General features: G+C 69.1%; 10 protein-coding genes. 3 read left to right on the top strand and 7 right to left on the bottom strand.

Translation table 11 applies throughout. From position 1 onward, the window contains the following. Window positions 1–24 precede the first annotated feature (24 nt). Complete coding sequence (locus tag WMF19_RS31180; RefSeq protein WP_437893715.1) at window positions 25–915, top strand: SDR family oxidoreductase; 891 nt, start codon at window positions 25–27, stop codon at window positions 913–915. Here WMF19_RS31180 and WMF19_RS31185 read toward each other — a convergent pair. The 4 genes from WMF19_RS31185 to WMF19_RS31200 all read right to left on the bottom strand — a co-directional run bounded on the left by WMF19_RS31185 (window position 892) and on the right by WMF19_RS31200 (window position 5,954). Continuing rightward, entirely contained in the window at window positions 892–2,079 is a 1,188-nt protein-coding gene (locus WMF19_RS31185; protein ID WP_437893716.1) for a DUF6544 family protein, read from the bottom strand. The two genes, WMF19_RS31180 and WMF19_RS31185, sit on opposite strands and share 24 nt — an antisense overlap. A gap of 468 nt (window positions 2,080–2,547) precedes the next feature. Further along, a complete protein-coding gene (locus tag WMF19_RS31190) occupies window positions 2,548–2,766 on the bottom strand; it encodes a hypothetical protein (protein ID WP_437893717.1) in 219 nt (72 codons plus the stop codon). A 999-nt stretch (window positions 2,767–3,765) separates the two neighbouring features. After that, window positions 3,766–4,215: a hypothetical protein gene (locus WMF19_RS31195; RefSeq protein WP_437893718.1), complete on the bottom strand. Its 450-nt coding sequence runs from the start codon at window positions 4,213–4,215 to the stop codon at window positions 3,766–3,768. Window positions 4,216–4,907: 692 nt separating this feature from the next. Then, a complete protein-coding gene (locus WMF19_RS31200; protein WP_437893719.1) occupies window positions 4,908–5,954 on the bottom strand; it encodes a hypothetical protein in 1,047 nt (348 codons plus the stop codon). Between the two features lie 233 nt (window positions 5,955–6,187). Here WMF19_RS31200 and WMF19_RS31205 point away from each other — a divergent pair, with 233 nt between their 5' ends. After that, window positions 6,188–7,435: a sigma-70 family RNA polymerase sigma factor gene (locus tag WMF19_RS31205; protein WP_437893720.1), complete on the top strand. Its 1,248-nt coding sequence runs from the start codon at window positions 6,188–6,190 to the stop codon at window positions 7,433–7,435. Between the two features lie 215 nt (window positions 7,436–7,650). Here WMF19_RS31205 and WMF19_RS31210 read toward each other — a convergent pair whose 3' ends face one another. Continuing rightward, a complete protein-coding gene (locus WMF19_RS31210) occupies window positions 7,651–8,100 on the bottom strand; it encodes a hypothetical protein (RefSeq protein WP_437893721.1) in 450 nt (149 codons plus the stop codon). Between the two features lie 12 nt (window positions 8,101–8,112). Continuing rightward, complete coding sequence (locus WMF19_RS31215; RefSeq protein ID WP_437893722.1) at window positions 8,113–8,802, bottom strand: hypothetical protein; 690 nt, start codon at window positions 8,800–8,802, stop codon at window positions 8,113–8,115. Between the two features lie 918 nt (window positions 8,803–9,720). Here WMF19_RS31215 and WMF19_RS31220 point away from each other — a divergent pair. Beyond that, the gene (locus tag WMF19_RS31220) at window positions 9,721–10,455 is read left to right on the top strand and encodes a hypothetical protein (protein ID WP_437893723.1); all 735 of its coding nucleotides are present in this window, start codon (window positions 9,721–9,723) and stop codon (window positions 10,453–10,455) included. A gap of 352 nt (window positions 10,456–10,807) precedes the next feature. Here WMF19_RS31220 and WMF19_RS31225 read toward each other — a convergent pair whose 3' ends face one another. Continuing rightward, window positions 10,808–12,553, bottom strand: a complete 1,746-nt coding sequence (locus tag WMF19_RS31225; protein ID WP_437893724.1) for an EGF domain-containing protein — start codon at window positions 12,551–12,553, stop codon at window positions 10,808–10,810. Window positions 12,554–12,596 lie beyond the last annotated feature (43 nt).

Raw genomic sequence — 12,596 nt, forward strand, 5'->3', positions numbered from 1 at the left:
TGTCTCGCTCGAAGGAGCGTGAAGATGGCAGAGAGCAAGGACGTGCTCGTCACCGGGTGCTCGAGCGGCTTCGGCAGGCTGATCGCGCTGTCGCTCGCGGGCCGCGGGCACCGCGTGTTCGCGACGGTGCGCGACCGCGAGGGGCGGGCCGCGGGCGCCGCCGCGGAGCTCGCCGCCCAGGGGGCGGGGCGGATCACCACCGTCGAGATGGACGTCGAGCGCGACGCGTCCGTGGAGGCCGCGATCGGCGCGCTCGCCGCGGACGGCGCCTGCATCGACGTGGTGGTCAACAACGCAGGCCTGTCGGCGATGGGGCTCAGCGAGGGGTTCACGACCGACCAGGCGCTGCGGCTGTTCCAGGTGAACGTGCTCGGCGCGCACCGCGTGAACCGCGCCGTGCTGCCGCTCATGAAGGAGCGGCGCCGCGGGCTGCTCGTTCACGTCTCCACCGGGCTCGCCCGCATGGTCATGCCGTGCTTCGGCCTGTACGCGGCCAGCAAGGCGGCGCTGGAGATGCTCGCGGAGGCGTACCGGCTGGAGCTCGCGCCCCTCGGCATCGAGTCGGCGATCGTGGAGCCCGGGCCGTACCCGACCGCGCTCGGAAGGAACATGCTGGCGCCCGCGGAGCCCGCGCGCCTCGCCGGCTACGGCGAGCTCGCCGAGCTGCCCGCGCGCATGAACGCCGGCCTCGCCGCCATGTTCGAGGCGGCGGGTGCGCCCGACCCGCGCGACGTCGCCGACGCCGTCGTGGCGCTCGTCGAGGCGCCGGCCGGCAAGCGACCGCTGCGCACTATCGTGGGCGGCGGCTCCGGCCAGGCGCTCGGCGAGCTCAACGCGGTCGCGGAGCGGCTCCAGGCCGAGACGCTGCGCGCGCAGGGGCTGGGGCACCTCCTAGAGGTGGTCACTCGGGAATGACGCGGAAGTCCCGAGCTCGGCAGGCGCGCGAGCGCCGCCCTCCCGGTACGGCCCTCCGGGGTTGTGCTCCACGTCGAGGATCTCCCAGCGGTAGTAGCTGAAACTCCCGCTCTCGAGCTTCCACAGGACCTCCCCTTGGCTCGGGATCCGGACTCCCCGGAACGTGCGCCAGTCCGAGCACGACACGGACCAGGGGGTGAGCTTCGCGTCCGCGCCGCCGCCGAGATAACGCTCTGCCTGGAGCCCGACCACGCGCCCCTGCGGATCGAACGCGAACACCGCCGACGCGACCTTCCCTGCGTGCCGAATCGTCGCCTTCGCGCTCGTCGCGTCGATAGACTCCCACGCGATGTAGGGGCGGAGCGCCGCTGACGGGAACCAGACGATCTCGCCAAGAAATCGCAGCATGGCGCCCTGGTCGATCTTCTCGTCGGCCGCGTCGACGAGGCTGACGAGCGACGCCGCCTTGATGAGCATCTGGCCCTTGCCAGCGGCGTACTTGTCGCGGCCCTCGATCGGGAGGATGCCCATCATCTTCGTGGTGACCTTCCAGACGAACGCAGGCTCGTCGACGGAGAAGTACTGCTCGGCCTCCGCGGGCATCCAGGCGGCGTCGGGGCTGGTCCGGAGCTCGCCGCGCTGCTTCAGCCGGACCGTCTGAGCCCTGTCCCGGCCGACGACGCCCGAGGCCTCCAGCCAGGTGCGCACCGGCGCGGGCAGGCGCTCGATCTCGGAGGGCTCGACGCTAGAGGCGTGCGGCTCGGCGGGGTGCGCGAGCAGCGCTCGGACCTCCGAATCGACCTCGTGCTGGAAGCGTGCGTGTTTGGCAACGGACACGATCGCGAGGAGGATGAGCACGTTGACCAGCGTCCCGAACTTCGCCTGGGGCCACGCGAAAACGATGACGCCCTGGGAGAGGAGCACGCCGGAGAGCGCCAGCGCCCCCCACGCGTCGCGCCGCAAGACCTCGAGCGCTGCCGCCGCGAGCAGCGCGATCACCGCCGCGAGCCAGAGCAGGGCGAAGACCCGACTGCCCGTGGGAGAGAGGGGCACGAGCGTGCGATCGCTCGGCTGACCGGCGGCCGCAAGCTTCGACCACTCGCGGTATCCGATGAGGTGAATCGCGCCGTGGAGCGCGATCAGGATCGCCAATCCGAGCCGCATGACGTGTCTCTTTCCCGGAATCGCCTGCTGCGCACAGCCGTCGCCTGGTCGTCCGCAGACGACTCCGTCTCTCACGTGCTCCTTTTTACTTCTGCAGCCCGCGTGCCAAACCAGGAGCGACGCCCAGGGCGCGGTCCATTCGCGCGGAACCGAGCACCGAGACGCGCAGCCCGGCCATCATACACGCAGATCTTGCGCGTCCCGCTCGCCGTCGCCGCTGCTCCTGGGCTCAATTACGATGAGGTGTTGATCAGGTATGCACACAGCGGGCATGATGGCGGGCGCCCCGAGGACAAGAGCGCCTCGCGTCGCGGACCATGATGACCGCCGCGAGGCCGCAGCTCGTCTCCGCCCCCTTGCGTTTCAGCGCGCCCATCGACGCCCGTCCTCCGGGGAGCAGCGCCCGGGCTCGTTGATGACCCACGTCGCGCTCAGGCTGCTCCCTTGATGTAGACCCACATCGGTCCGTCATTTTTCCGGCTCCGGCAGACAGCAGACGGTGATGGCCCGTGGCCCGCCGCCGGTCGGGATGCAGCTCCCCGGCTCGTTCACCATCCATTCTGCGCGGATGCTGCCGAGCGCCGGCCCGGCATCGAATTGCAGGCAACCGTCTCCCTCGCCCGCAACCACGTCCTCCGCGCCGATGAGCGCACTGTCGCTGCAGGTACGGTCCGTGTAGGCGCTCACCCGCGCCTCGCACCGGCTCGGCGCGCTGGGTAGGCAGGCGCAGGGCGCGCATTCCAGCGCGTCTACTCCTCGGCGGTAGAAGGTCAGTTTGTCCGAAAACCTCGGGGCATCTCCAGGCTCGGAAGGCGCGTAACAGCTCTGGTCACCTCCGTTCCCGACGATGCAGTAGCGCCATCCTGGGGGCACATTCGCCTCTTCCTGGTTGACCATGCACAGGTCCCTGAACGCTGGGCACCGGCCCTCGGCCACGATGCCCCGACATGCAACCGCGATCTGCTGAGGTCCCTCGGGAGGCGGCCGCTCGAAGGTGGTGGGCGTACACGACGCCTCCGTGGCCGGCCCCGTCCAGATCGATCTGACCTGCTCTGACGGCACGATGCCCGGGGAAACGCAGGCGCCTCGCCAATCCGCAGGCGGATTGAATGGCATATAGGTCGCCGGCGGCGTCTGCTCGCAGGACGCAAGGGAGTTCGCCGCGACCATCCGCGGCAACACGCAATCCGGCCCGCTGCACGCACATTCAGGGCAGGCCTCCCCACCGGGCCGGTTCGACTGGAGCAGGAACGCCGTGGTCGGGGCGATAGTCTCGTCTTTGCCCGATCTGGGATCGACGAACACGAGCTCCTCGCACGCCGGCTCGGACTCCTCGGGTCCCGTCCAGAGGAGCAACGGCTCGGTAAAGAAGGCCAGCTCTTGCAGAACGCATTTGCCCGAGCAGACTCCGTTGCTGGTGCCATCGTCGTTGACGACCGGGCAGAGGTTCCACGGGTCGCCACACGCCTCCTCGCGCGGCGTGCACGCCCCCGCCGCGAGCGCCCAGCTCAGGCCAGCCAATGAGAGTGCGCTCAGCGAGCGCAGAAGCCGCCGCGTTCTGTTCCGCCTCATCTCGACCTCACCGCTCTGTTCCACGCGCCCTCGCTGAGACCACGCTCCGTTGCGCCTCGGGTTGGCTCCGTCCGGCAGGGAGCGCCCCGCCGGGCGGTTCGCCCGCCTGCAGCCTCACGACTCCCTCGGCAGACAGCACAGCAGCTTGGGCTGGCCGTGCGTCACCTCGGTAAACGGCTCGCCGCCGCTTGGCGTACAGCGCCCAGGCTCGTTGACGAGCCACGTCGCGCTCAGGCTGCCCAGGCTGGTGCTCGGCGGCGGGACCGCGCAGGTCTCCCCACCGCTCGTGGTCGCATTGACGACGAAGAGCAAGTCCCTGCACGCGCGATCCTCGTATGTATACACGAGCGCTTCGCATCGGCTCGTAGCCGGCGCGTCGCACGCGCACGGCGTGCATGCGGGCTTGGTCACCAGATCGTCGTAGAATACCGAAAGCTTCTCGGAGAACACCTTTCGCGGGTCAGCCGTCTCCCCAGGCTGCGGGCACTCCTGCGTGCCATCGTCCTCCGCGACGACGCAGTGGCGCCATCCCTCCGGCAAATGCGCCTGCTGCTGTTGGGTCATGCAGAGCTCCGAGGGGTCCGGGCACAGCTTCAGCTCCAGGTCACCGCTGCATGCGATCGCGACATTACCCGTGCCCGCCGCCAGCGGTCGCGAAGGCTCGCCGGTCACGAAGGGCATACACATCTGCACGGACCCTATGGAGATCGAGGTGAACTGCTCCGGCGCCAGGAAACCTGGCGATACGCACGACCCGTCCCAGCCCGGCGGCGGAGAGAACGGTGTCATCGTGTCCCCGGTGCCGCACATCCCAAGCGCGCTCGTCATCACGGCAGACGGCAGCGTGCACGCCGGGGCCATGCAGTCACACGCTGGGCAGTCGTGGGTAGCGATCGGTACGGCTCGTCCAACGAACTTCGGCAAAGCGGCGACGAGAGGGACCCGTTCGCCCGTCTCTGGAACGACCCACGCGAGCTCGTCACACGATGACGGAGCGAGCGTCTCGGGCCCTGTCCAGACAAGCACTGGCGCGCCGAACGAGCCCGGCGGCACGCGAACACACTGGCCCCAGCAATGCCCGTTGCTCGTGCCATCCTCGTTCACCACCTCGCACATGACGTACTCGGCGCAGTCGCGCTCGCTGCCGCAACCGCCCGCTACCGCTATGCTGCCTGTAACGAGAAGCGACGCCCCCGTCAGTATGCTCCGCACGATCCGCATGGAGGCTACCATTTCTTTCGGTCGACTTCGCTCCCCTACCATGTACCTGAGAGAAGCACACCATGGTGCTGCGCCGTCGCAATCGGCCCCACGCGCAGGATGTTCTTGCCAGGCGCCGGGGCCCACCAGAAGGACGAGAGCGCGATCGCGGCGACGATGCCTGCGCTGAGGAAGCCCGCTACCGCGGCAGCCTCGAGCATGTCGCGGCTGTGGTTCAGGTCGTGCAGGACGGCGCACTGCACGACGTAGTCCGTGTTCGCGCACGCAAAAGGCCCGCCGCGCTGGCGGATCCGATCCGCCTGAGCCTCCGCCTCGCCGCCGCGCACCGCCGCTGCGAGGGAGAAGCCCGCGCCGACCGCAACTCCGGCCGACGCGAGCGCGAACCCACCGATGCGGAACACCGTACCCGCCGGCGGCCCCCCGGGCGCAGCAGCCGGCACAGGCGCCACCGGCGCCGCGACCGGCGCACGCGTAGCAGGCGGCGGAGGCTTTAACTCCAGGTGAAGGCCGACCATCGACTCCCGTCCCCGCTGCGCCTCGAACGGATAAACGTCGTCGACATACCCATCGAGCTTGCCGCGCGCCTCGTGCCGCCCCGGCTCGAGGTAGACGAAATACATGCCCTGTCCGCGGCCGATCCGCCGGCCGTCGATGAACACCTCGGCCTCGGGTCGGCTCACCGCGACGGTCGCGGACGAGATCTCGCGCTCCGCCTTCTGGAGCCCCGCCCGGAAGCGCCGCTCCGCCGCCGGCTGGAGCGTCTCTGGATACAGCAGCGACTCCCTCAAGTGCTCCGCCGCGTCCCGGGACCGCCCGAGCGCGAGCTCCGAAAGCCCGAGCTCCCCCGCGAACTCCGGCCGCGGATCCGCCTTCCACGCCGCGCGATACGACGCCTCCGCGTCCTCCCTCCGCCCCGCGCGCCGCGCCCGATCGCCCCGTGCGAACGCCTCCTCGGCCTCGGAGCGCATCGTGGCCGCGCCGGACGGTCCAGCAGAAGGACCTTCTCCGGCGGCCACCGCCACGCGACTCCACACGGCAGACGCGGCAGCCACCGCGAGGAGCAACCGTCCTGTGGACGCCATCTCCGCGGCATACTACGTGGCGAGTCTCGTTTCGGTCAAGCCACCTTGGTCCGGAGAAAACGACGGAATCGGCTCTACCGTCAGGCAATTCTGGTCGCGCCGCGAGAATGCTCGTCCTGCTGCGCGGCGCGCCGAGGGGGCCGCGCGCACTCGAACGCCGCGCGCCTGGCTCGGCTCAGCGGGGCATGTCGATTCTCAAATGTCCAACGCGGCCACCAGGTAACTACGCTGGCATGAGGAAATCGTCTCGCACGACGGGCACCGCCGCCGATCAACCGCCGCTCACCATCGAGGCGATCATGGCCGAGCACCTGGATCTCGTCCGCCGCTACGTCGAGCGGCAGGGCTTCCGCGGCGCGGATCGGGACGACCTGCTCCAGGAGATCTTCCTCGGCGCCTCACGGTCGCTGCCCCGGTACGATCCCCGCCTTGCCAGCGTGCGCACCTGGCTCCTGCGGATCGCGTTCAACCACATCTCCAACGAGCGCAAGCGCGCCCATCGCCGGCACGAGGAGCCCTGGCCGGAGGAGGCGCTGGACGGGCTCTCCAGCCCAGCGCCTGACTCCGAGACACGGCTCATCGAGGCACAGCAGCGCGAGCTCCTCGCGGATCTGCTCCTGGAGGTGCCCCCGATGCGCCGGGAGATCCTCGTCGCGCATGACCTGGAGGAGGAGGCGGTCCAGGACATCGCCGAGGAGCGCGCGATGCCGCGCAACACCGCATGGAATCACCTCCGGCTCGCGCGGCAGACCCTCGTCGCCGCCGGGCGCCGCTGGCGGGCCCGGAGCCGCGGCCGCGGCGCCCTGATCGCGCCGCTCGCCATCGCCTTCGGCGCGCTCGATGCGCGCGCCGCCTCGCGGCCTCTCCACGAAGGCCGTTTGCGGCGGCTGCTCGACCGGGCCTGCCGGGCCCTCCGGCGCGCGCCGGCTCGCGGCGAGGCCGGCCCCGCGGCGAGCTCGTGGCGCAGGCCGCTCCTGGCCAGGAGGGCCGGCAGACGCAGCGTGGCCAGCACCGCGACCGGCGCCGTGGCCGCCGTGGCGGGCGCGCTCGTCCTGCTGGTCCCGGGCCCGCGCAGCGAGAGCCCGCTGCCGCAAGCTCACGCCGTCGCGCTGCGCTCCCCAGCGGCCGCGACAGAGCGCCGCGGCGCTCTGCCCTCAGGCCCGGAGCTGCGCCCCGAGGAGCCGCCCACCGGCGCCCTCAAGGCGCTGCGCCCCGAAGAGCCGCCCACCGGCGCCCTCAAGGCGCTGCGCCCCGACGCGGCGCCTCCGCGCGCTCCGCACAGCCTTCCTCGACGCGACGCCGCCGTCTCGATGCCGGAGGACCGGTTGATGCGGCAGGCCTTCGCGGCGCTCACCTCCGGTGAATACGGCGCTGTTCGGGTCCTGCTCGAGCAACACCGGCGCGACTTCCCGAAGGGCTCCTACGCCGGAGATCGCGAGGTGCTCCTGCAGCGGCTACGAGCGGTGGCGCGCCGCGACTGAAACGGGACTGCGGCCGGGTCAGTCAGCCCAGCTGAGCGTCCGATTCGCGCCATTCCGTCCCGTTGAGCCCGTCAGGCGTTGCCATGGCCCCTCGGGCTCTGCCAGCATCAGGCCGTTTTGCTCAACCCAAGGAGGCGCCTATGGCAGACCCCTCCATCGATCCTTTCGAGACGAAGATCTATCGCAAGTTCGCGCGCGAGCAGATGGCCGCGGTCCTAAGCTGAGGACGCCTCCCCCGGCCCAGGCTCCTCTTCGGGGGGTGGTTCCCACGCGTCCCACCCCTCGTCCGGCGCGAAGATGCCGAACGCATCCATGAACTCGCGTGCCGTCTGCACGATCGGCGGAGAAGCCACGGTGCTGAAGCGCCAGCCAACGAGCAACGCCCGCATCCTCCGTAGGATATCGAGGATCTTCAACTCCTTCTCTCCGCATGTCTGCCCTTTCATCATTTCAACAAGATCGTCGAGGAGAGACAGGATCTCCGCTTCCGGCAGCGGCTCTACGGTGGTTGCTCGCGCGAGGTACCGTGGCGCCGCGAACGCGGTCATTAAGTTGAGTACGCCACCAAACGCAGACATGAGCCGGCGCTGTCTGTCTCGAGCTGCTTCGTCGACCACGACATCGCGGAGCACCGCGCAATCCCGTTCGCCTTTCTCATCCTCCACGACCACTGCTCCTCATTGTAAAAAACAGAGGGGCCCCACAAAATTTCCCTTGAACGCCGACACGGCGCCAGCTCCTACGGCGACAACCTTGGGCGGTGACGTATTGATCTCAATGCAGACATAAGAGCACCATGTCTTCCACACGAGTCCCTTCAGACGTTCGGCGACCCACTCCGGGCAGTTGCGACACGCTGCGCTTCCGCAATCATCTACATAGCAATAGTGATCAACGGGAGGAGGAAAGTACCCGCATGGCGTCGGGTTCTTGCAGCCCTCTCGACCACACTCCCATTTTATGGAAAATGAAAGCTCGGCGGCGGCTGGATCAAGGGTAGCGAGCCATCTGTCTGCCTCCTCGGCAGCGAGTGGCATGGTCTGCTGAAGGAGATCAGCGAGAGCCGCTTCGTCAAGCGTCATAGGATCAAGGCCCAGTGCCTCGGTGGCGCCCACGAGGTAGGTGGTCACGAATCCTGCCTTCTGCGAAGCCACGGCAAGTTCGCTCGGATCGATTTGTTCGTAAGCCTCGTTGGCCCGCTCCTCCGGCGTCTTGACGTCGTCGGGGAGGGTCTTGTCGTCGTCGGGGAGGGTCTTGTCGTCGTCGGGGAGGGTCTTGTCGTCCTCGCCCGTCTCGGAATTGGCCGCTTTGTCCTCGGTTCCGGGTCCTATCTTTATGGTGCAGCCCGAGGCCGTCCAGAGCGCCATGTTGCAGAATAGAAGAATAGCACCGGCGCACAAAATTTGCCACGGGCGAGGGACGATTCTCTCATCAGCAGCGTTTCGAAGTTCATGTGCTGCATGAATCGCTGAATAGACAGACGGCCTCGACCCAGGTCGTCTCGGCTCGGCCATTTTGAGGTACCGGCAAGCGCGTCGTCGGAAGGTGGGAGCCTTTCCTCCTCGGGCGTAGCGGTTCGGCGCTCGCTGGTCAGGTCGCGATTGAGGACACCTTCGCGACGGACCTCCTCGTCGCTGCCTTCACCCTTTCGGAATCTTGGCGCCGCGGTAAAAACGGTCGGTTGTTGCGCATCCGCGTCGCTTTGCTTCTTATCTCGTCCCATAAACCACCGGTCCGGAAGGTGCTGCCGTGGTGCTAGGCAGGGCCAATTTGTACCGCGCGTCGCTGCGCAAGGTCAACTTGCGGAGCTGCTCGTCTGGAGCAGAGAGCGGGGCGGGGAGACCGATGGAAGCCGGATCCTCGCCCGGATGCCGCCGACACCCCGTCGGACTTACATCCGCTCACTTTTTGCTGTCACGTAATCGTGCCTGACTTGCCGACGAGGCGATCGCTACACGCGCGGCCCTTGTGGACGGACACAAGTGCCTGGCATCGGCTCCCGGCGACTTGCAGAAACACGGTTCGTGCCGCTCGCCGTCGCCTTCAGCGCCGTCGCCCCCCCCGCCTCGGGGGCCGCTCCACTGAGGCCGCCTGCGGAGGCTGCTCGACGGGACCCGCCGCGCCCCCGGCACCATGCAGGATAGGAGCAGGAGCCCCCTCGGCCCGGTCAGCCGCGGAGAGCGTCCGATTCGTGCCATTCCATGCCGATGAGGCAATGAGCCATTGCCATGGCCCGAGGAGCTCTGCCAACATCGGCGCGTTTTGCTCAACCCAAGGAGGCGCCTATGGCAGACCCCTACATCGATCCTTTCGAGACGAAGATTTACGGGAAGTTCGCGCGCGAGCAGATGGCCGCGGTCCTGATGGGCAAGGTCGCTGCCCTCGACGGCATGGTCGAGTTCGCGATGGGCAAGCAGCTCCTCGCCGATCAGGCGATGTCCGACGTCCTCGACCGCCAGCCCAAGCCGGCGCCGGAGCTCGACACCGCCGAGGTGCTCGACGAGGCGCGCGACGTCATCGTGCGGTTCGCCTCCTACCTCGACTCGCTCAAGGGGAGGCCGGTCGATACCCGGCTGTTCTTCCGCGGCGAGGCGCCGAGCGTCCTCGCGCGCCGGCGGCTCACGAAGCTCACCGCCGCTGTCGGGCACATCGCGGACGAGCTCGAGAGACAGCGCGACAAGGTCCGCGGCGCGGACATGTGGCTGGCCGAGCTCCGGGAGGCGCACGAGAAGCTCGGGATCATCGAGCGGCAGCAGCGCGCCACGCGCGTCGAGCGGCTCGAGCTCGGCCCCGAGGTGTCGACCGCGCGCGAGGCCTGGCTGGGTGTCTACAACGCGAACAAGAGCCTCGTGCGCGGGCTGCTCGCCCACCTCGGCAAGCCCGAGCTCCTGCCGCTCATCTTCGACGACCTGGCCGAGATCCACCGAGCGTCCGGCGTCAGCGACGCGGTCCCGCCGGGCCAGCCGGCCGCGCCGACGGCGCCGGCCGCCGCCCAGCCGGCGCCCTCGCCGGAGGCGTGAGCCGACGGCCCGCTGCAACGCTCGATGCAAGCGTTGCAGCGGGCGACTCGGTCGCCGAGTTGGCCGTTTCAAGGCTCGAGACGGCCGACTCGGCGGCCCAGCGGGTCGTTTCAAGCCTTGAGACGGCCGACTTGGCGGCCCAGTGGGCCGTCTCAGGCCTTGAAATCGCCAACTCGGCGACCGAGTCGGGCATTTCAAGCCTTGAAGCGGGTGACTGTGCGCCAGGGAAGGCGATCTCAACGCAGAAGAGGGCTCACCGCCGCTCCGGCCGGCGCGCGAGCCCGAGCCCCTGACGGCCTCTGCGCTTCCGGGACTTCTCCGGGACCGCTACGTGCCAGTGCGACCGGTCTCGTCAGTAGACCTCGACCGCGGCGTAGATGTCGCTCCGGCTGCGGAACACGACGATTGCCCCCTGGCTGTTGGGCAGCCCCGCGACGCCCGGCGCCGCGCCGGCCGGCGCGATCAGCCGGGCATCCGCGGCCGAGATGACGCCCGATTGGTACACCATGCGGTCGAGCTGGATGCTCTCGTCGTTGAGCTGGCTGACGACGTACGCATTGCCGACCGGATCGGCGTCGATCGCGCGGAGGGGGTCAGGACCGTTGGCGGGGAGCCCTTTCACCTGGGTCGATGTCCCGGGCGCAGAGAGGGGGATGATGTCGATGTCCGTGCCGCCGAAGGTGCCCGTCGTGTAAAGGAGCCCGTTCGAGCCCGCCCAGTCCGAGTAGAATGCTTGCCCGGGGGGGCTGGCCTCGGGGCCGAAGGTGACGCCGCCGTCCGTGCTCGTGCGGATGTGGAAAGCAGGGTCGTCCGACGCCGAGATCACGGTGCCGCTGATCTTGTCGACGATCACCTCGTGGAAAGCGCTCGACTGCGCGATGGTCGTGGAGGCCCACGCGCCGGAGTCGCCGCCCTGATCGTTGCGCAGGATCTGGAGCTGCCCGGCGGCCGGGACGACCGAGATGTAGACGTGCTGTCCGAGCGAGTCGATGCTCACCTCCGCGTCGACGATGGGCTCCACGAGCTCCTGGACGGCCTCCCAGCTCGCGCCGCCGTCCGTCGAGCGCGTGAAGCCGAGCTTGCCGGAGCTGCGGGTCGCCGCGACGTAGGCGGTATTGCCGGCGCCGCCTTCGATCGCCGCCTCGAACACGCCGGTGAGGCCGGTCGAGATCGGCGCGCTCCAGGTCTGGCCGAAATCGCGGCTCACGACCGTGAAGGCCTCACCCCCGCAGAGCATCACGACGTAGACGTTGCCGAACACATCGCTGGAGATCTTGCGCCCTGTGTTCGAGAATTCACTGTTCGGGCACGAGAGGGCGCCGTTGATCTTCTGGGCGGGCACGCTCGTGATCGCAAGCCACTGGCACGTGTGACAGCTGTCGGCCGGATCGGTGTCGTCACCGTCGTCACATTGCTCCGTGGGGTAGTCGGTCAAGCCGTCCCCACAGACCTCCAGGCCCTTGCAGTCCGCGCGGCAACCGTCGCCGGCGGTCTGGTTTCCATCGTCGCAGACCTCCTCAGGCGCCTCGACGAAGCCGTTGCCGCAGCCGGGCAGGACGCACGTCACGCCGTCGCCGACGTATCCCTCGTTGCAGGCGCAGGTGAACGAGCCCGGCGTGTTGGTGCACGCCGCGTTCGCGTCGCAGTCGTCCGTGCCCAGGGCGCACTCGTCCACGTCGGCGCACGTGCCGCTCTGGCAGGTGAGGCCGCCGCAGCACGGCACCATGGCGTCGCACGGCGCGCCCACAGGCAGGCAGCCCTGGCCGCTGCAGGTCGGGTCGTAGAGCGGCGAGCTCGGGTCGAGGCTCGTGATGTAATCATTGGCGTGGGCGCTGTGGTCGTCGATGCACGCCCGCCTGCTGACGCGCATGATCGTGTACGGCTTCGTCGCGGAGCCGGTCCTGTGACAGAGCTGGACCTTCCCGTTGACGTCGGCGTAGTCGCACTGCTCGGGGGTGAGCGCGCCATGGGCCTCGCCCGCGGCCTCGTCGTCGCCGTCGGCCGCGGAGGGGCCGACGCTGGAGCAGTTCGCGACCGACAGCGCGGAGAACGCCGGGATCGCCAGATAGCCGAGAAGAGAGCTCTTGAGATAGCGCATGGTGTGTCCCCCCGTTCGTGTTCAAGCCGGAGCGCGACGCCGC

Origin of the sequence: Sorangium sp. So ce124, assembly GCF_051525235.1 — a bacterium.
Lineage (GTDB): Bacteria > Myxococcota_A > Polyangia > Polyangiales > Polyangiaceae > Sorangium > Sorangium atrum.